Origin of the sequence: Micromonospora sp. NPDC007220, assembly GCF_040634035.1 — a bacterium.
In the GTDB taxonomy this organism is placed as follows: domain Bacteria; phylum Actinomycetota; class Actinomycetes; order Mycobacteriales; family Micromonosporaceae; genus Micromonospora; species Micromonospora reichwaldensis.
On the sequence record NZ_JBEYEU010000035.1, the window covers coordinates 1 to 21,626 of the forward strand.

General features: G+C 77.0%; 2 protein-coding genes. Both read right to left on the bottom strand.

All coding sequences use genetic code 11. The features are described 5' to 3' along the window. A partial coding sequence (locus ABZ573_RS30205; protein ID WP_358122420.1) for a type I polyketide synthase occupies positions 1-6,950 on the bottom strand: 6,950 nt, incomplete at its 3' end. Positions 6,951-6,991: 41 nt separating this feature from the next. Then, a complete protein-coding gene (locus tag ABZ573_RS30210) occupies positions 6,992-21,610 on the bottom strand; it encodes a type I polyketide synthase (protein WP_358122422.1) in 14,619 nt (4,872 codons plus the stop codon). Positions 21,611-21,626 lie beyond the last annotated feature (16 nt).

A 21,626-nucleotide genomic window follows, 5' to 3' on the forward strand; every position in this document is an offset into this window, starting at 1 on the left:
GCCACCTCCTGCACCGCCGCCGAATGCGACGCGTAGTCCACCGGGATCAACCGGGCCCGCACACCGTCGGCCTGGCAGGACTCGACCAGGTCGGCAACCGGCTGCGGCGGACCCGACACCACGACCGTGGACGGGCCGTTGACCGCCGCGACACCCACGCCGGGGAACTCCCCGAGCCGCTCCGCGACCGCCTCTGCGGAGAGGTCGACCGAGGCCATGGTGCCGGTGCCCCGCAGCACGGTCAGCGCCCGCGACCGCAGCGCCACGGCCTTCGCCGCGTCCTCGATGCTGAGGATCCCGGCCACGCACGCCGCACCGATCTCACCCTGCGAGTGACCGACCACCGCCGCCGGGGTGACCCCGGCGTGCTGCCACACGGCGGCGAGCGCCATGCCGACAGCCCACAGCACCGGCTGCACGACCTCGACCCGCGCCAACCACGACTCGTCGTCACCGGTGAGCACCGACACGAGGTCGACGTCCAGGTACGGCGCCAGGGCCCGCTGACACTCCGCCAGCCGCGCGTCGAACACCGGCGTACGACCCACCAGACCGGCCGCCATCCGCGCCGACTGCGCACCCTGACCCGGGAACACGAACACCGGACCCGCCCCGTGGGGCGTGGCGGTGCCTGCGACGACGTTGCCGGCCGGCGCCCCCGACACCAGCGCGTCCAGCCCCGCCAGCAACTCCTCCAGGCTCGACCCGACGACGGCGGCCCGCTGGTCGAACACCGACCGGGTGGCGGCGAGGGACCAGCCCACCGCCGCCGCATCGACCTCGCCGCGCTCACGCACGTACTCCGCCAGGCGGGCGGCCTGGCCCGCCAGGGCGGCCTTCGACCGCGCCGACACCGGCCACGCCACGACGCCCGACGCCACCAGTCCGGGGCCGGCCACGGCGGGGGCGACGGCCTCCGGCTCGTCGGCCTGCTCGATGATCACGTGGGCGTTCGTGCCGGACATGCCGAACGACGACACCGCCGCCCGGCGCGGCCGCTCCACCGCCGGCCACGGCCGCGACTCGATCGCCAACTCGACGGCCCCGGCGGACCAGTCGATGTGCGGGGACGGCTCGTCCACGTGCAGCGTCGCGGGGACCACGCCCTCGCGCATCGCCAGCACCATCTTGATCACACCCGCCACGCCCGAGGCGGCCTGGGTGTGGCCGAGGTTCGACTTGATCGAGCCGAGCAGCAGCGGCTCGTGCCCCTCGCGGCCCTGCCCGTACGTGGCCAGCAGCGCCTGCGCCTCGATCGGGTCGCCGAGCGTCGTGCCCGTGCCGTGCGCCTCGACCACGTCCACGTCGGCGGTGCCCAGCCGGGCACCCGCGAGGGCCTGCCGGATCACCCGCTGCTGCGACGGGCCGTTCGGCGCCGTCAACCCGTTGGAGGCACCGTCCTGGTTGACGGCACTGCCCCGCACGATCGCCAGGACGCGGTGGCCGTTGCGCCGGGCGTCCGACAGCCGCTCGACCAGCAGCATGCCGACGCCCTCGCCCCAGCCGGTGCCGTCCGCAGCCGCCGCGAACGCCTTGCACCGGCCGTCGGCGGCCAGCCCACGCTGCCGGGAGAACTCGAAGAAGGTGCCGGGGGTGGCCATGACCGTGACGCCGCCGGCGAGGGCCATGTCGCACTCGCCGCGCCGCAGCGACTGCACCGCCAGGTGCAACGCCACCAACGACGACGAACACGCCGTGTCCACCGACACCGCCGGCCCCTCCAACCCCAACGCGTACGCCACCCGACCCGACACCACACTGGCGGCGTTGCCCGTGGCCCCGAACCCTTCGGCCTGCTCCCCCGCAGCCATGAGCAGGGCCCCATAGTCCTGACCATTCGTGCCCACGAACACCCCTGTTCGCGAACCCCGTAGGACCCCAGGCTCAACCCCTGCCCGCTCGACCGCCTCCCACGAGACCTCCAGCAGCAACCGCTGCTGCGGGTCCATCGCCGCCGCCTCGCGCGGCGAGATCCCGAAGAAGCCCGGGTCGAACTCCGCCGCCCCGTCGAGGAAGCCGCCCTTGTCGGTGTAGGTGGTGCCGGGGTTGGCCGGGTCGGGGTCGTAGAGCCGGTCGAGGTCCCAGCCCCGGTCGGTCGGGAAGTCGCCGATGGCGTCCACGCCGTCCGCGACGAGGCGCCACAGCCGCTCGGGGTCGTCGACGCCCCCGGGGTAGCGGCAGGCCATGGCGACGATGGCCACCGGTTCGTCGTCGTCGACGGCGGCCGGGGCGGCGACGGGGGCCGGCCCGGCGTCGGCGTCGGCGCCGAAGAGGCCGGTGAGCAGGAGCCGGGCCAGCACGACCGGGGTGGGGTGGTCGAAGACCAGGGTGGTGGGCAGCGCCTGCCCGGTGGCGGCGACGAGCCGGTTGCGCAGCTCCACCGCGGTCAGCGAGTCGAAGCCGAGGTCCCGGAACGCGGTGGTCGCCGGGATGGCCGCCGCCCCGCCGTCGTGGCCGAGCACGTCGGCGGCGAGTTCCCGGACCAGGTCGGCGACGGCCTCCTCGCGGCGGGCCGGGGCCAGCCCGGCGAGCCGCCGGCGCAGGGTCGCCGCCGGGCCCTCGTCGCCGTCGTCGACCGCGACGCCGCCGTCGAGGGCGGCCCGCGCCTCCGGTACGCCCTCCAGCAGTGGCCGGCGGCGGGCGGAGGCGTACGCGGGGGCGAACCGGGCCCAGTCCACGTCGGCCACCGTCACGGTGACGTCGTCGTGGTCGAGGGCCTGTTGCAACGCGCCCATGGCGACGGTCGGGTCCATGGCGGGCAGGCCCCGGCGGCGCAGGTTGCGCTCGGCGTCCGCCGCGTGCATGCCGCCGTCGGACCACGGTCCCCAGGCGATGGCGGTGCCGGCCCGGCCCTCGGCCCGCCGCCGCTGCACCAGCGCGTCGAGGTAGGCGTTGCCTGCCGCGTACCCGGCCTGCCCGCCGCTGCCCCAGGTGGCGGCGATGGACGAGTAGACGACGAAGGCGTCCAGTTCCCGGTCGGCAAGGAGGTCGGCGAGGTGGGCGGCGCCGGCGGTCTTGCCGACGGTCACCTCGGCCAGCTCGGCGGGGGTGACCTCCGCCAGCGGGGTGGCCTGCGCGATGCCGGCGGTGTGCAGGACGGTGCGCACGGGCGGGCCCTCGGCCTCGACCCGGTCGAGCAGGTCGGCAAGGGCGGCCCGGTCGGCGATGTCGCAGGCGGCGACGGTGACCCGGGCCCCGAGGCCGGTCAGCTCGGCCTCCAGCTCGGCGGCGCCGGGGGCGTCGGGTCCGCGCCGGCTGACCAGCACGACGCGCTCGGCTCCGGCGGCGGCGAGCCAGCGGGCGGCGCGGGCGCCGAGTCCGCCGGTGCCGCCGGTGATCAGGGCGGTGCCGGTGGGCGTGAAGCGGCGCGCCGGCGGGCGGTCGCCGAGGGCGGCGCGCACGAGGCGGCGGGCGAAGACGCCGGGGCCGCGTACCGCGAGCTGGTCCTCGCCGGTCGATCCCGTGAGGATCGCGGCGAGCCGGGTGGCGGCCCGGTCGTCGGGCTCCGGCGGCAGGTCGACCAGGCCGCCCCAGCGGTGCGGGGCCTCGACGCCGACCACCCGGCCGAGGCCCCAGACGGCGGCCCGCGCCGGGTCGGTGAGCCGGTCGTACGAGGCGGCGGCGACCGCGCCCCGGGTGACCAGCCACAGCGGCGCGGCCAGGTCGGCGTCGCCGAGCGCCTGCACGAGCGCGAGGGTGGCCGCCAGGCCGGGCAGGGCGGTGCTGTCGGCGGCGGGCGGCTCGGCGGCGAGCAGGGAGACGACGCCGGCGGGGTCGGTGCCGGCGAGGGACGCCGCGAGGCCGGCCCGGTCGGCGTCCGGCTCCACGGTCAGCGGCAGCACGTCGGCGCCGGCGCCGGTCAGCGCGGCCCGGACGGTCTGCACCGCCGGGTCGTCGGCGCCGCCGGCGGGCAGCGCCAGCAGCCAGGTGCCGGCCAGCCGGGCGGGGGCGGGTTCTCCGGTCACCTGCCAGTCGGCCCGGTACCGCCAGCCGTCGAGCACCGAGTGTTCCTGCCGCTGCCGCCGCCAGTCGGCGAGGACGGGCAGCAGGGTACGCAGCGACTCGGCGGCGGCGGTGTCGGTGACGGCGAGGGTGTCGCGCAGCGCGTCGAGGTCGGCGCGTTCGACGGCTGCCCAGAACCGCCGGTCGAGCGCGCCGGCTCCGCCGGCGGTGGCCTCGTCGGCGGGCGCCTCGGCCGGCACCCAGTAGTGCTGCCGCTCGAACGGGTAGGTGGGCAGGCCGACGAGCCGGCCGGGCCGGTCGGCGAGCAGATCCGCCCAGCGCACCGGGGTGCCGGCGACGTGGAGCTGGGCGAGGGCGGCGAGCAGGGCGCGACGGTCCGGGCGGTCCCGGCGCAGCACCGGCACCACCACGGCGGGGGCGGCGTCGCCGGCTTCGGCCTCGGCGAGGGTCTCCTGGATGCCGGCGGTGAGGACGGCGTCGGGGCCGACCTCCACGAAGGTGCCGACGCCGTGGGCGCGCAGGGTGCGTACGCCGTCGGCGAAGCGGACCGCCTCCCGGACGTGGCGCACCCAGTAGTTCGGGTCGGTGAGCTGCGCCGGGTCGGCCAGCTCGCCGGTCAGGTTGGACACCACCGGCAGGGTGGGGGCGCGCAGGTCGAGGCCGGCGGCGACGGCGGCGAACTCGGCGAGCATCGGCTCCATCAGCGGGCTGTGGAAGGCGTGGCTGACCCGCAGCCGCCGCACCTTCACCCCCCGGCCGGTCCAGAGGTCGGCCAGCTCGTCGATGGCCGCGCCGTCGCCGGAGACGACGACGGCGCCGGGGGCGTTGACGGCCGCGACGGCGACCCGGTCGGTCAGCGCGGCGATCGACTCGGCGACCCGGGCCTCGTCGGCGGCGACGGCGAGCATCGCGCCGCCGGCGGGCAGGGCCTGCATGAGCCGGCCCCGGGCGGCGACGAGGGCGCAGGCGTCGTCGAGGGTGAGCACGCCGGCGACGTGGGCGGCGGTCAGCTCGCCGACGGAGTGCCCGGCGACCATGTCCGGGGCCAGCCCCCAGGAGCCGAGCAGCCGGTGCAGCGCCACCTCGACGGCGAAGAGCGCGGCCTGGGTGAAGACGGTCTGGTCGAGCAGCGCCGCCTCGTCGGTGCCGGGCTCGGCGTGCAGCAGCGGCTTCAGCGGCCGGGGCAGCCGGTGGTCGAGGTGGGCGCAGACCTCGTCGAGCGCCTCCGCGAAGACGGGGTACGTCTCGTACAGCTCCCGGCCGGCGCCGGCGCGCTGGGCGCCCTGGCCGGAGAAGAGGAACGCGACCCCGCCGCGTTCGGCGGCGGCACCGGTGACCAGGCCGGGGGCGGGCCGGTCGTCGGCGAGGGCGTGCAGGGCGGCGAGCAGGCCATCGCGGTCGTCGGCGAGGACGACCGCCCGGTGTTCCAGGGGCGAGCGGGAGACCACCGAGGTCCAGGCGACGTCGGCCGGGCGCACGTCCGGGTCGTCGGCGACGTACCGCGACCAGCGCCCGGCCTGGTGGCGCAGCGCGGCGCGGGTGCGGCCGGTGAGCAGCACCGGCGCGGGCGCGGGCGGCTCCGGCCGGTCGGCCTCGACGCGGGCCGGCTCGGGCTGTTCGAGAATGAGGTGGGTGTTGGTGCCGCTCATGCCGAAGGAGGAGACGGCGGCGCGGCGCGGCCGGTCCACGGCCGGCCACGGCGTGGCCTCGGTGACCAGGGTGACCGCGCCGGTGGCCCAGTCCACGTGCGGGGTGGGCTCGTCGACGTGCAGGGTGGCCGGCACGACGCCGTGCCGCATCGCCTCCACCATCTTGATCACCCCGGCGATGCCGGCGGCGGCCTGGGTGTGGCCGATGTTGGACTTGATGGAGCCGAGCAGCAGCGGCGCGGCGTCGCCGCGCTCCCGGCCGTACGTGGCGAGCAGGGCCTGGGCCTCGATCGGGTCGCCGAGGGTGGTGCCGGTGCCGTGCGCCTCGACCACGTCGACCAGGTCGGGGGTGAGCTTCGCGCCGGCCAGGGCCTGCCGGATGACCCGCTGCTGGGACGGGCCGTTGGGGGCGGTCAGGCCGTTGGACGCGCCGTCGGAGTTGACCGCCGAGCTGCGGATGACGCCGAGCACCGGGTGGCCGTTGCGGCGGGCGTCGCTGAGCCGTTCCAGCAGCAGCATGCCGACGCCCTCGGACCAGCCGGTGCCGTCGGCGGACGCGGCGAAGGACTTGCACCGGCCGTCGGCGGCGAGGCCACGCTGCCGGGAGAACTCGACGAACGGGCCGGGGGTGGCCAGCACGGTCGCGCCGCCGGCCAGGGCCAGGCCGCACTCCCGCTGACGCAGCGCCTGGCAGGCGAGGTGGATGGCGACCGACGCCGACGAGCAGGCGGTGTCCACGGTGACCGACGGGCCCTCGAGGCCGAACGTGTACGCCAGCCGGCCGGAGACCACGCTGGCGGCGGTGCCGGTCAGCACGTACCCCTCGACGCCGGGGGCCCGGTGCAGCACGGCGGCGTAGTCCTGGCCGGAGGTGCCGACGAAGACGCCGGAGCGGCTGCCGCGCAGCGACAGCGGGGCGATGCCGGCCCGCTCGAACAGCTCCCAGGTGGTCTCCAGCAGCAGCCGCTGCTGCGGGTCCATGGCGACCGCCTCGCGCGGCGAGATGCCGAACAGCGCGGCGTCGAAGCGCCCCGCGTCGTGCAGGAACCCGCCGGAGGTGGTGTACGAGGTGCCGGCGTTGTCCGGGTCGGCATGGTAGAGCCGCTCCAGGTCCCAGCCCCGGTCGGTGGGGAAGTCGCCGATGGCGTCCCCGCCGGACGAGACGAACTCCCACAGCTGTTCGGGCGAGCTGATGCCGCCCGGGTAGCGGCAGCTCATCGCCACGATCGCCACCGGCTCGGACTCCTCGGCGGTGACCTCGCGCAGCCGTTGGCGGGTCTGCTGAAGTTCGGCGACGACCCGCGTCAGGTATTCGCGCAGCCGCTCTTCGTCCGCCATGACATCTCGCTTTCTCGTGACACCACAGGTCCCCGGGCGGCTCAGGAGAGCCCGAGGTCCTGGTCGATGAGGTCGAACAGCTCCTGGTTGCTGGCCACCCGCAGCCGGTCGGCGACCTCGGCGGTCTCCTCCCGGCGTTCCTCGGCGGTGCCGAGCCGTTCGAGCAGGCTGTGCAGCCGCATCGTGATCCGCACCCGGCCGATGTCGTCCGGGTCGCGCAGCGCGAGGGCGCTCTCCAACTGGTCCAGCTCCGCCAGCGTCGGCAGGGCCTCCACCGAGGCCTCGCTGAGCAGTTCGGCCCGCAGGTGCTCGGCCAGCGCCTGCGGCGTCGGGTAGTCGAACACCACCGAGCTGGGCAGGCTCAGCCCCGTCGAGCGGGCCAGCCGGCCCCGCAGCTCCACGGCGGTCAGCGAGTCGAAGCCGAGGTCCCGGAAGGGCCGGCCGGCCTCGACGGCGTACGGGCTGTCGTGGCCGATGACCTCGCCGGCGGCGGTGCGGATGAGGTCCACCAGCAGCCGTGCCTGTTCGGCCTGCGACAGCTCGCCGAGCCGCTTGCGCAGCTCGCCGGCGACCTGGTCGCCGTCCTCGGCGTCGGCCCGCGCCGCCGCGGCCTGGGCGGCCACCTCGGCGATCTCGCTGATCAGCGGCCGGGGCCGGGCGGAGGCGAACACCGGCGCGAAGCGGTCCCAGTCGATGTCGGCGACGGTGAGGGCGGTGTCGTCGCCGTCGAGGCCGGCGCGCAGGGCGGCCATCGCCGGTTCCCGGTCCAGCAGGGACACCCCGCGCCGGCTCATGGCCGCCGCGTGCGCGTCGGTCACCATGCCGCCGCCGGCCCACGGCCCCCAGTTCACCGAGAGGTGCCGGGGACCCCCGGCCGGCCGGGACTGCGCCCAGGCGTCCAGGAAGGCGTTGCCGGCGGCGTACGCGCCGTGGTCGCCGACGCCCCAGACGGCCGCGATGGAGGAGAAGTGCACGACCAGGTCGAGCGGCTCCGGGTCGAGGAACTCGTCGAGGTGCCGGGCGCCGGCGATCTTGCCGGAGACGACGTCGGCGAGTTCCGCCCCGGTCACCGCGGCGACCGGGTTGAGCCGGCCCACCCCGGCGGCGTGCACCACCGCGTGCACGGTCTCGCCGTCGGTGCGCAGGCCACGGACCAGCTCGGCGACCGCGTCCCGGTCGGCCAGGTCGCAGGCCAGCACCCGGGCCTCGGCGCCGAGGGCGGCCAGTTCCGCCACCGCCTCGTCCGCGCCGGGGGCCGCCGCGCCGCGCCGGCTGACCAGCAGCAGTCGCCGCGCGCCGTGCCGGGCGAACCAGGCGGCGGCGTACCGGCCGACGGCGCCCGTGCCGCCGGTGACCAGGACGGTGCCCGGCGCCTGCCAGTCGGCCGCCGCCTCGGCGCGGGGCGCGCGGGCCAGCCGGCGCAGGTACGTCCCGGAGTCGCGCACCGCGAGCTGGTCCTCGTGCCCGGCGGCGGTGAGCGCCGCCAGGACGTGCTCGGCGGCGGCCGGGGTCAGGGTCTCGGGCAGGTCCAGCAGGCCACCCCAGTGCCGGGGGTGTTCCAGCGCGGTCACCAGGCCGAGGCCCCACGTGGTGGCCTGGGCGGGGCGGACGACGGGGTCGCCGTCGGCGGTGGCGACGGCCTGCCGGGTGAGCAGCCAGAGTGGCACCGGGGGCAGGGCGTCCGTGACCGCCTGCACCAGGGCGAGGTTCGCGGTCAGGCCCAGCGGCACGGCGGGCCGGTCGGGCTGCGGTCGCTCGTCGAGGGCGAGCAGCGACACGATCCGGGTCGGCGCGGCGCCGGCCAGCTGCGCGGCGAGCGCCGTGCGGTCGGTCGTGGCCGGGTCGACGGCGAGCTGCCGCACGGTGCCGCCCCGGGCGGTGACGAGCTCGGCGAGCCGGTCGACGACCGGCTGGTCCGTGCCGCTGTGGACCAGGGTCCACGTGCCGTCGACGGCACCCGGGGCGAGGGCCTGCGGGCGCCAGGTGACCCGGTAGCGCCAGCCGCCGGCGAGGGTGTCCTCCTGCTGCTGGCGCCGCCACCGGTCCAGGTCCGGCAGCAGTTCGCGCAGCGGCCGGTCCGCGTCGAGGCCGAGCCGGCCGGCGAGCGCGTCGCCGTCGCCCGACGCCACGGCCCGCCAGAACGCCGAGTCGACGTCGTCGGGCGCGGCGGCGGGGGTGTGCGCCGGCGCCGCGTCGAGGGTCGGCCAGAACCGCTGGTGGTCGAACGCGTACGTGGGCAGGTCCACGGGACCGGCGCCGGGCAGCAGCCGCGACCAGCGGACGGCCACGCCGTGGCAGTGCAGTCGGGCCACCGCGCCGAGCAGGGTGGCCACCTCGTCCTGGCCGGGCCGCTGCACGCCGGTCACCATGACCGGGGCGTCCGCCGGCAGCGCGTCGGCGGTCAGGGCGGTCAGCACGGTGTCCGGCCCGATCTCCAGGAACCGGGTCACCCCGTGGGCGTGCAGGTGGGTGACGGTGTCGGCGAAGCGGACCGCCTCGCGGACGTGCCGGACCCAGTAGTCGGGGGTGCAGAGCTGCTCGGCGTCGATGACCGCGCCGGTCAGGTTCGACACCAGCGGCACCGTCGGCGGGGCGTACGACAGGCTCGCCGCCACGGCCGCGAAGTCGGCGAGCATCGGCTCCATCAGCGGGCTGTGGAAGGCGTGGCTGACCCGCAGCCGCTTCGTACGCACGCCGAGGCCGGCGAAGTGGTCCGCCAGCTCGGTCAACGCGTCCTGCGCCCCGGCGACGACGACGGCGGCCGGCCCGTTCACGGCGGCGACGGCGACCTGTCCCGACGTGCCGTCCAGCGCCCGCAGCACGTCGACCTCGGGCGCGGCGACGGCGAGCATCCCGCCGCCGGCGGGCAGGGCCTGCATCAGCCGGCCCCGGTTGCCGACGAGCGCGCAGGCGTCGGGCAGGTCGAGCACCCCGGCCACGTGGGCCGCGCTGATCTCCCCGACGGAGTGCCCGGCCACGAAGTCGGGCCGGATCCCCCAGTGTTCGAGCAGCCGGAACAGCGCCAACTCGACGGCGAAGAGCCCGGCCTGGGTGAAGGCCGTCTGGTCGAGCAGGTCGGCCTCGGCGGTGCCGGGCTCGGCGAAGAGCACCGTGCGCAGCGGCTGCGGCAGGTACGCGTCCAGGTGCTGGCACGCCTCGTCGACCGTCGCGGCGAAGACCGGGAACGTCTCGTACAGGCGACGGCCCATCCCGGCGTGCTGGGCGCCCTGGCCGGAGAAGAGCGCCGCCAGCGCGCCGCCGGGCTCGGCGACGCCCCGGGTGAGTCCGGGGTGCTCCTCGCCGGCGGCGAGTGCCCGCAGGCCGGCGAGGGCGGCGTCGGCGTCCGCGGCGAGCAGCACCGCGCGATGCCGCAGCGGGGAGCGTCCGGTGGCCAGTCCCCGGGCCACGTCGGCGGCGGGCGTCGCGGTGCCCGGCAGCCAGTCGGCCAGCCGGGCCGCCTGGGCCCGCAGGCTGCCGGCGGCGTCGGCCGAGACGACCCAGGGCAGCACCGGCGGTCCGTCGGCCGGCCGGGGCGTCCCGGTGTCGGCCGGCGCGGCGGCGGGCGCCTGTTCGAGGATGACGTGCACGTTGGTGCCGCTGACCCCGAACGACGACACGCCGGCCCGGCGCGGCCGGTCCGCCTCCGGCCACGGCTGCGCCTCGGTCAGCAGCGCGACCGCGCCCGCCGACCAGTCCACGTGCGGCGAGGGCTCGTCCACGTGCAGGGTGGGCGGCAGCAGGTCGTGCTGGAGCGCCATCACCATCTTGATCACGCCGGAGACGCCGGCGGCGGCCTGGGTGTGGCCGATGTTCGACTTGACCGAGCCGAGCAGCAGCGGCCGGTCGGCGGGCCGGTCCCGCCCGTACGTGGCCAGCAGCGCCTGCGCCTCGATGGGGTCGCCGAGGCGGGTGCCGGTGCCGTGCCCGTCGACGGCGTCCACGTCGGCGGCGGTCAGCCGCGCGTTGGCCAGCGCCTGGCTGATCACCCGCTCCTGCGCCGGCCCGTTGGGGGCGGTCAGCCCGTTGCTGGCGCCGTCCTGGTTCATCGCCGAGCCGCGCACGACGGCCAGGATCCGGCGGCCGTCGCGCTGGGCGTCGGAGAGCCGCTGCAACATCACCAGGCCGACGCCCTCGCCCCAGCCGGTGCCGTCGGCGGCCCCGGCGAACGACTTGCACCGGCCGTCGAGGGCCAGCCCCCGCTGCCGGGCGAACTCCAGGAACGGGCCGGGGGTGGCCATCACCGTCACGCCGCCGGCGACGGCGACGTCGCACTCGCCCTGCCGCAGGGACTGGCAGGCCAGGTGCAGCGCCACCAGCGACGACGAGCAGGCGGTGTCGACGCTGACGGCGGGGCCCTGCAACCCGAAGTGGTACGCCAGCCGACCGCTGATGACGGCGGCGACGTTGCCGGTGGCCTGGTAGCCCTCGGTCTCGACCCGGGCGGCCATCAGCAGCGTCGCGTAGTCCTGGCCGTTGGTGCCGACGAAGACGCCGGTGTTGGTCTCCCGCATGTCGGCCGGCGCGGTGCCGGACCGCTCGAACAGCTCCCAGGCGCTCTCCAGCAGCACCCGCTGCTGCGGGTCCATCACCATCGCCTCGCGCGGAGAGATGCCGAACAGGGCGGCGTCGAAGCCGGCGGCGTCGGTGAGGAAGCCGCCCTCCCGCACGTACGAGGTGCCGGGCCGGTCGGGATCGGGGTCGTAGATCGCCGCTAGGTCCCAGCCCCGGTCGGCCGGGAACTCCGCGATGCCGTCGCGCCCCTCGGCGACGAGTCGCCACAGGTCCTCCGGGCCGGCGACGCCGCCGGGGTAGCGGCAGCTCATCGAGACGATGGCGATCGGCTCGTCCAGCGCGGTGGCGGCCCGCACGGGCTCGGCCGCCGGGGTGTCGTCGCCGGTGAGCCGGGTCGCCAGGTGCTCGGCGAGGGCGTCGGGCGTCGGGCGGTCGAAGACCAGGGTCGCCGGCAGGTTCAGCCCCACCGCCTCGGCGAGCCGGTTGCGCATCTCGACGGCGCTGAGCGAGTCGAAGCCGATCTCCCGGAACGACCGGTCCGCCGCGAGCGCCTGCGGCGAGGACAGTCGCAGCACCGCCGCCGCGTGGACCCGGACGAGGTCGAGCAGGACGCGGCGCCGTTCCGGTGCGGCGAGTCCGGCCAGCCGGCCGCGCAGCGGCGAGGCCGCGTCGGGCCCGTCGCCGTCGCGCTGCCCGGCGGCGAGCAGCCGCGCCACCTCCGGGACGTCGGCGATCAGCGGCCGGGGGCGGGCCAGCGTGTAGGTCTGGAGGAACCGGTCCCAGGCGATGTCCGCCACGGTGAGCGTGGTGTCGCCGTGGTCCAACGCCTCGGCCAGGACGGAGACCGCGAGGTCGGGGCGCATGGCCCGCACGCCCGAGCGGAACATCTGGTCGGCGGCGCCCTCGGCGTCGACCATGCCGCCGCCGTCCCAGGCGCCCCAGGCGACGGCGGTGGCGGCCCGGCCGCGCCGGCGCCGGTCCTCGGCGAGCGCGTCGAGGAAGGCGTTGGCCGCGGCGTAGCCGCCCTGGTGTCCGCCGCCCCAGACGCCCGCGCCGGAGGAGAAGAGCACGAACGCCGACAGCTCGTCGCCGCACACCTCGTCGAGGTTGACCGCGCCGGCCACCTTGGCCCGCAGGGCGTCGGCGAGGTCGGCCACGTCGGTGGCCGCGACCGGTGCGGCGTGGGCGACGCCAGCGGTGTGGAACACGGCCCCGATGCGGGTGCCCTGCCCGGCGAGCCGCTCGACGAGGGCCCGCACGGCGGCGGGGTCGGCGACGTCGCAGGCGGCCACGGTGACGGTGGCGCCGGCGGCGCGCAGTTCGTCCGCCAGCTCGTCGGCGCCGGGCGTGGCGGGGCCCTGGCGGCCGGTCAGCACCAGCTCGCCGACGCCCTCGCGGGCCAGCCAGCGCGCCACCTGGGCCCCGATCGACCCGAGGCCGCCGGTGACCAGGACGGCGCCGCTGGCGGGACGCCAGTCCCCCGTCGCGGTGCGCTCGGCGCGGGCCCGGACCAGTCGCCGGGCGAACACCCCGGAGGGGCGCAGCGCCAGCTGGTCCTCGGCGTCGACGCCGGCCAGCACCGCCACGAGGCGGCCCCGGTCCCGGGGGTCCAGCTCGGTGGGCAGGTCGACGAGGCCGCCCCAGCGGTCCGGGTGTTCGAGGGCGACCACCCGGCCGAGGCCCCAGAGCATCGCCTGGCGGGGGCGGTCGAGCGGGTCGGCCCGGCCGGTGGAGACCGCGCCGGTGGTGGCGCACCACAGGGGGGCGGTGATCCCGGCGTCGCCGAGGGCCTGGACCAGGGCGTACGTGCCGGCGAGTCCCGCCGGCACCACCGGGTGGGTCGGGTGCGCGACGTCGTCCAGGCCGAGCAGGGAGAGCACGCCGGCGACGGCGCCGGTGCGCGCCAGCCGCTCGGCCAGCGCCTGCCGGTCCGTCCCCGGCACGTCGATCCGGACGACCTCGGCCCCGCCCTCGGTGAGGGCCCGGGCGACGCCGTCGACCAGGGGGCGCGCGGCGCCGTCCGCCGGCACCAGCAGCAGCCAGGCGCCGGACAGGGTGACCTCCGGCGCGACGGTCACCGGCTTCCAGGTCACCCGGTAGCGCCACGAGTCCACCGTGGACTCGTCGCGGCGGCGTCGGCGCCACGAGGAGAGCAGCGGCAGCGCGGGGTCGAGGGACCGGGCCGCCGTCTCGTCGATCCGCATGGCGGCGGCCAACGCCTGCGGGTCGGCGCGTTCCACGGCCTCCCAGAAGTGCCGGTCCGCCTCGTCCTGGCCGGCAAGGGCGGGGCCGGTCGTGACCTGCGCCTGCGGCCAGTACCGCTGGCGCTGGAAGGCGTACGTCGGCAGTTCCACCGGCGGGCCGGTGCGGGCGCCCAGGACGGCCGTCCAGTCCACGGGCACGCCGTGCACGTGCAGCCCGGCGAGGACGGTCAGCATCCGGGGCCAACCGCCGGCGTCGGTGTCGTCGGCGGCCACCACGACGGCGTCGTCGACGCCCTGCGCGATCTCCCGCATTCCGGCGGCGAGCACGGGCCCGGTGGCGGCCTCGACGAGGACCTGGTGGCCCTCGTCGAGCAGGGCGCGCACGACCGGGTCGACGTCGACGCCGTCGGCCAGCCCCCGGTACCAGCGGGCGGCGTCGAGGCCGTCGGTGTCGACCCGTCCGCCGGTCGCCGCCGAGTACAGCGGCACCTCGGCCGCCCCGAGGGTGGTCCCGGCCAGCGCGCCCGGGTCGGCGTCGGCCCGGCTGCCGAGGGCGATCGTCCTCGCCGCGTCCTCCAGCGACAGCGCGCCGGCCACGCAGGCGGCCGCGACCTCGCCGTGGGCGTGCCCGACCACGGCGGCGGGCCGGACGCCAAGCGAGCGCCACCAGCGGGCCAGCGAGACCGCCACGGCCCACCGGACGGGGTGCGTCACCCAGGTGTCCGTCGCGGGCGGGGCGCCGTCCGCGCCGCGCAGCACGGCGGTGAGCGACCAGTCCACGTGGGGTGCGAGGGCCGCTTCGCAGGCGGCGATCGAGGCGGCGAACTCCGGCGCCCGGTCCAGCAGCTCGACGGCCGTGGCGGGCCATGGGTCGCCGTGGCCGGGGAAGACGAGGACCGGGTCGCCGCCGCGCAGCGCGGTGCCGGTGACCGTGTCGGGGGTGGCCTCGCCGAGGCGGAGCGACTCCAGGGCCCGCGTCAGGCCGACGGTGTCGCGGCCGAGGACGACGGCGCGGTGCCCGAACGCGGCCCGGGTGGTCGCCAGGGCGTGCGCGACGTCGGCCGGGGCCAGCTCCGGGTGCGCCGCGAGGTGCGCGCCCAGCCGGGCCGCCTGTTCGCGCAGCGCCGGGGCGTCCACGGCGGAGAGCACCAGGGGTACGACGCCGGCGCGCGGACGGTCGGCGGCGCGTGCCTCGACCGGCTCGGCGGGCGGCTGCTCGATGATCACGTGGGCGTTGGTGCCGGAGATGCCGAACGACGACACCGCCGCCCGACGCGGCCGGCCGACCTGCGGCCACGGGGTGGGCTCCGTCGCGAGGGCCACCGCCCCGGCCGTCCAGTCGACGTGCGGCGACGCCTCGTCCACGTGCAGGGTCGCCGGGACGAGGCCGTGCCGCATCGCCATGACCATCTTGATCACACCAGCCACACCGGCAGCCGCCTGCGTGTGCCCGATGTTCGACTTCACCGACCCCAACAACAGCGGCCGGTCCTGCGGACGCTCCTGCCCGTACGTCGCCAGCAGGGCCTGCGCCTCGATGGGGTCGCCGAGGGTGGTCCCGGTGCCGTGCGCCTCGACGGCGTCCACGTCGGCCGGGGTGAGGCGGGCGTTCGCGAGGGCCTGGTGGATCACGCGCTGCTGCGACGGGCCGTTCGGGGCGGTCAGGCCGTTCGAGGCGCCGTCCTGGTTCACGGCCGTGCCCCGCAGGACGGCGTGGATGCGCCGGCCTTCCCGCTGGGCGTCGGAGAGCCGCTGCACGAGCAGGACACCCACGCCCTCGCTCCAGCCGGTGCCGTCGGCCGAAGCGGCGAACGACTTGCAGCGGCCGTCCTGCGACAGGCCCCGCTGCCGGGAGAACTCGATGAACGTCCCCGGCGTCGCCATCACCGTCACGCCACCGGCCAACGCCAGATCACACTCGCCGGAGCGCAACGCCTGCGCCGCGAGGTGCAGCGCCACGAGGCTGGAGGAACAGGCGGTGTCGACGGTGACGGCCGGGCCTTCGAGGCCGAACGTGTACGCCACCCGGCCGGACAGGACGCTGCCCGAGTTGCCGGTGCCGACGTAGCCCTCCACCTCGTCGGCCAGCTCCATGAGCTGGGAGGCGTAGTCGTGGTACATGACGCCGGCGAAGACGCCCGTCCGGCTGCCCCGCAGCCGCTGCGGATCGAGACCGGCGGACTCGAACGACTCCCACGACGCCTCCAGCAGCAGCCGCTGCTGCGGGTCCATCGCCAGGGCCTCGCGCGGCGAGATGCCGAAGAAGCCGGGATCGAACTCGCCGGCGCCGTAGAGGAAACCGCCGTGGCGCGTGTACGACGTGCCGGGGTGGTCGGGGTCGGGGTCGAACAGGCTCTCCAGGTCCCAGCCGCGGTCGGTGGGGAACTCCCCGATGCCCTCGCCGCCGGCGGCCAGTAGCGCCCAGAGCTGGTCGGGCGTCTCGACGCCGCCCGGGTAGCGGCAGGCCATGCCGACGATGGCGATCGGCTCGTCGAATCCGGCCGTGGCCCGCGCCCCGGACGCGGCGGGACCGGCGGCGGCGCCGGCCAGTTCGGCGTGCACGTGGGCGGCGAGCGCCTGGGGCGTCGGGTAGTCGAACACCAGCGTCGAGGGCAGCCGGAGGCCGGTGGCCGCGTTGACGCGGTTGCGCAGGTCGACGGCGGTCAGCGAGTCGAAGCCCAGCTCCCGGAACGCCCGGTCGGCCGGCACGGCCTCCGCGCCGCCGTGCCCGAGCACCTGCGCGACGAGGCCGCGTACCAGCACGTCGATCTGGGCCCGCGCCTCGTCGGCGGCGAGGCCGCTGACGCGGGTCGCCCAGGTGGTGCCCTGTCCCGCCTGGCGGCGCGTCGTGGTCGTACCGACCAGGGCGCGGAGCATCGGCGGCACCAGGCCGGCGCCGGCCGCGGCCCGGAGGGCGGTCAGGTCGATCACGGCCGGTACGAGGGCCGGCCGGTCGGCGGTCAGGGCGGCGTCGAACAGCCGCAGCCCGGTCTCGGCGCTCATCGCGGTGACGCCGCCCCGGGTCGATCGCGCCCGGTCCGCCTCATCGAGGGACGCGCCCATGCCGGGGGTGTCCCACATGCCCCATGCCAGGCTGACGGCCGGCAACCCGAGCTGCCTCCGGTGGACCGCCAACCCGTCCAGGAACGCGTTGCCCGCCGCGTACGCCGACTGGCCCGGCGAGCCGAGCACCCCAGCCACCGACGAGAACACCACGAACAAGTCGAGATCCAGCGACGCCGTCGCCTCGTGCAGGAACCAACCCGCCGACACCTTCGGCGCCAACACTCCGGCGAGGCGCTCGGCCGTCAGCCCTTCCACGATCCCGTCGTCGAGGACACCAGCGGTGTGCACCACGCCCGCCAGGCGTTCCCCGGCGGTGACCTCGGCGACCAGCGCACCGACCTGGTCCCGGTCCGTCACGTCGCAGGCGGCAATCCGTACCGACGCACCCAGCGCCGACAACCGCTCCGACAGCTCGCCAGCGCCCGCAGCCTCCGGACCGCGCCGCGACACCAGCACCAGCGACCGCACGCCGTGCACCGACACCAGGCGCTCCGCCACCAGCGCACCCAACGCACCCGTACCACCGGTCACCAGCACCGCACCGCCACCCACAACCGGCGCCTCCACCGACGCCGAGGCGACCGCGCGCACCAGACGCGGCACAAACACCCCACCCGCACGCACCGCGACCTGACCACCGAACGCCACCGGCTCGTCAGCCACCGAGGCCAGCACACCCAGCAGCCCGGCATCCACGTCACCGTCGACGTCCGCCAACACGATGCGACCCGGGTGCTCCGACTGCGCCGAACGCAGCAGACCCCACACCGCCGCACCGCCCAGGTCGGACACCCGGTCGTCGGCACCCACCGACACCGCGCCCCGGGTCACCACCACCAGCCGCGACTCCGCCAGCGCGTCCGCCGCCAGCCAGGACCGGACGGTCGCCAGCACGGCCGTGGTCGCCGCGCGTACCGCGTCGGGGTCGTTGTCGGCGGCGTCCGCCGGCAGGTCGGCGTCCTCGTCGTGCGCCCCACGGTGGACCGGAAGGGTCCCCGTCCCGACGCGGTCGGGTCGGCGCAGGCTGCCCGCCGGCACCAGCAGCAGGCGCGGCGCCACGCCCGACGATCCGGCGGCGGCCGCGGTCACCGCCTCGACGTCGGCGAACGCCGGCAGGTCGGCGGCGGCGGGCGAGCCCACCAGCGCCCACCCGGAGACGTCCCCGGCCGGGGTGACCTCCTGGGCCTGCCAGGCGACCTCGAACAGCGACCGGGCCGACGCGTCCGGGGACGACGAGACCCCGGTCAGCTCCCGCAGCGCCAGGGAGTCCACCGACACCACGGCCGCACCCGACTCGTCGCACGCGACCAGGCGCACCGCCGAGCCCGCGCGCGACAGCCGCACCCGCAGCACCCGCGCACCCGAGGCGTGCACCTGCACACCCTCGAACGCGAACGGCACCCGCGCCCCGCCCGAACCCTCCGCACCGGGCAGCAGCCCGATCGGGTGCAGGGCGGCGTCCAGCAGCGCCGGGTGCACCCCGAAGCCCGCCGCGTCGCCCGCCACCTCGTCCGGCAACGCCACCTCGGCGAACACCTCGTCGCCGCCGGTCGTCCACACCCGGCGCAGCCCCCGGAACACCGGCCCGTACGCCAGGCCGCGCTCGGCCAGCGCCGGGTACCAGCCCGCCACGTCCACCTCGGCCGCGCCGGCCGGCGGCCACTCCCCCACGCCCGGCTCGTCGGCCGTCGCCGGCTCCAGCACGCCCTCCGCGTGCCGGACCCACTCCGGGTCGACGGTCTCCTCCGGCTGGGAGTGCACGGTCACCGACCGGGTGCCCGCGTCGTCGGCCGCGCCGACGCGCACCTGCACCCGCACCGCGCCGGCCTCCGGCAGCACCAGCGGCGCGGCCACGGTCAACTCCCGCACCCGCGACGCGCCCACCTCGTCGCCCGCCCGCACCGCCAACTCCACCAGGGCGGCGCCCGGCACGATCACCACGCCGGAGACCGAGTGGTCGGCGAGCCACGCGTGCGTCGACGTGGACAGGCGGCCGGTCAGCACCACCATGTCCTCGCCGGCCACGGAGACGGCCGCGCCGAGCAGCGGGTGCCCGGCCGCCCCGAGGCCAGCCCCGGAGACGTCCGTCCACCGGCCCGCCGGCTCCAGCCAGTAGCGCTGGTGCTGGAAGGCGTACGTCGGCAGGTCCAGGTGCCGACCGCCGGCCCGGTCGAGCAGGTCGGCCCACCCGACGGTCACGCCGTGCACGTGCAGCAGCGCGAGGGCCTCCAGGAGGGCCTGCGGCTCAGGCCGGTCGTGGCGCGACACCGGGGCCAGCAGGGGCGCGGTGTCCTCCTCCGCCCGCTCGGCGAGGCAGTTCTGCGCCATGGCGGTCAGGACGCCGTTCGGCCCCACCTCCAGGTAGGTGTCGACCTCCTCGGCGCGCAGGCAGTCGACGGCGTCGGCGAAGCGCACGGTGCCGCGTACGTGGCGCACCCAGTAGCCCGGGTCGCAGAGCTGGTCGGCGTCGGCGACGCGGCCGGTCAGGTTCGACACCACCGGGATCGTCGGCGGCCGGAACGTCAGCCCCTCGGCGACGGCCGCGAACTCGGCCAGCATCGGGTCCATCCGCGCGCTGTGGAAGGCGTGGCTGACCCGCAGCCGGCGGGTCTGCACGCCCCGCTCGGACCACACCCGCTGGACCTCGTCGAGGGCCTCGACGTCGCCCGCCACCACCACGGCGGCGGGGCCGTTCACGGCGGCCACGTCCAGCCGGCCGGGCAGCCCGGCGAGGGAGGCGGCAACGGCGGCCTCGTCGGCCGCCACGGCGAGCATGCCGCCGCCCGCCGGCAGGGCCTGCATGAGCCTGCCCCGCGCGGCGACCAGCGCGCACGCCTCGGCCAGGGAGAGCACGCCCGCCACGTGCGCCGCCGCGATCTCGCCGATGGAGTGCCCGGCCACCAGGTCCGGCGCGACCCCGAACGACTCGACGAGCCGGAACAGGGCCACCTCGACGGCGAACAGGCCCGCCTGGGTGAAGACCGTCTGGTCCAGCAGCTCCGCCTCGGGCGTGCCCGCCCCGGCGAACAGCACCTCGCGCAGCGCGCGCGGCAGCAGCGGGTCGAGGTGCCCGCACGCCTCGTCGAGGGCGGCGGCGAAGACCGGGAAGGCCGCGTACAGCTCGCGACCCATGCCGGCGCGCTGCGCGCCCTGACCCGAGAAGAGGAAGGCCACCCGGCCGCGCGGGGCCGACGCGCCGGTGGTGACGGCGCCGGTCGGCTCGCCGGCGGCGAGGGCCCGCAGCCCGGCGAGCAGGTCGTCCGCGTCGCCCGCCAGGACGACCGCGCGGTGTTCGAGCCCCGCGCGGTTGACCGAGGAGGCCGCGACGTCCAGCGGGCGCAGGGAGTCGACGCGGGCGAGGTGGTCGGCCCAGCGGCCGGCCTGCCCGGCGAGCGCCTCGGGCGTACGGGCGGAGAGGAACACCGGGGCGAGCGGGAGCGCCACCGGCGCGTCGGCGGCGGTCGGGGCCTCGTCCGTGGACGGGGCGTCGTCGACGGGCGCCTCCTCCAGGATGACGTGCGCGTTCGTACCGCTGATGCCGAACGACGACACGGCGGCCCGGCGCGGCCGGTCGGTGCCCGACCACGGGCGTGCCTCGGTCAGCAGCGACACCTGCCCGGCGGACCAGTCGATGTGCGGGGACGGCTCGTCGACGTGCAGGGTGGCGGGCATGGTGCGGTGCCGGATCGCCTCGATCATCTTGATCAGTCCGGCGGCGCCCGCGGCGGCCTGGGTGTGGCCCAGGTTCGACTTGACCGAGCCCAGCCAGAGCGGCCCGCCCTCGCCCCGGTCCTGCCCGTACGTGGCCAGCAGCGCCTGCGCCTCGATCGGGTCGCCGAGGGTGGTGCCGGTGCCGTGCGCCTCGACCACGTCGACGTCGGCCGGGGACAGCCGGGCGTTCGCGAGGGCCTGCCGGATCACCCGCTCCTGCGACGGGCCGTTCGGGGCGGTGAGCCCGCTGCTGGCGCCGTCCTGGTTGACGGCGCTGCCCCGGACCACGGCGAGGATGCGCCGGCCGTCGCGGCGGGCGTCGGAGAGCCGCTGCAACAGCAGCACGCCGACGCCCTCGGACCAGCCGGTGCCGTCGGCGGCGGCGGCGAACGACTTGCACCGGCCGTCCGAGGCAAGGCCCCGCTGGCGGGAGAAGTCGGCGAAGGTGCCCGGGGTGGACATGACCGTCACGCCGCCGGCGAGCGCGAAGTCGCAGTCGCGCTGGCGCAGCGCCTGCGTCGCGAGGTGCACGGCGACCAGCGACGACGAGCAGGCCGTGTCCACCGTGACCGCCGGGCCCTCGAGCCCGAAGGTGTACGCCACCCGCCCGGACACCACGCTGCCGGAGTTGCCGGTGCCGATGTAGCCCTCGACGCCGTCGGGCAGGTCCAGCACCCGCGACGCGTAGTCGTGGTACATCACCCCGGCGAAGACGCCGGTCCGGCTGCCGCGCAGCCGCTGCGGGTCGATGCCGGCGTGCTCGAACGCCTCCCAGGAGGTCTCCAGCAGCAGCCGCTGGTGGGGGTCCATCGCCAGGGCCTCGCGGGGGCTGATGCCGAAGAAGCCCGGGTCGAACTGCGGCGCGTCGTAGAGGAAGCCGCCCTGGCTGCTGGTCGACGTGCCCGGGTTGTCCGGGTCGACGTTGAAGAGCCGCTCCAGGTCCCAGCCCCGGTCGGCCGGGAAGTCGCCCACCCCGTCGCCGCCCCGGTCGACGAGGTCCCACAGCTCGGCCGGGCTGGACACGCCGCCCGGGAACCGGCACGCCATCCCGATGACGGCCATCGGCTCGCGGTCCTTGGCCTCCACCTCGCGCACCCGCCGACGCGCGTCGCGCAGGTCGGCAGTCGCACGCCGGAGGTAGTCGAGGAACTCTGCCTCAGTGGGCATCGGGCCACTCCGTATC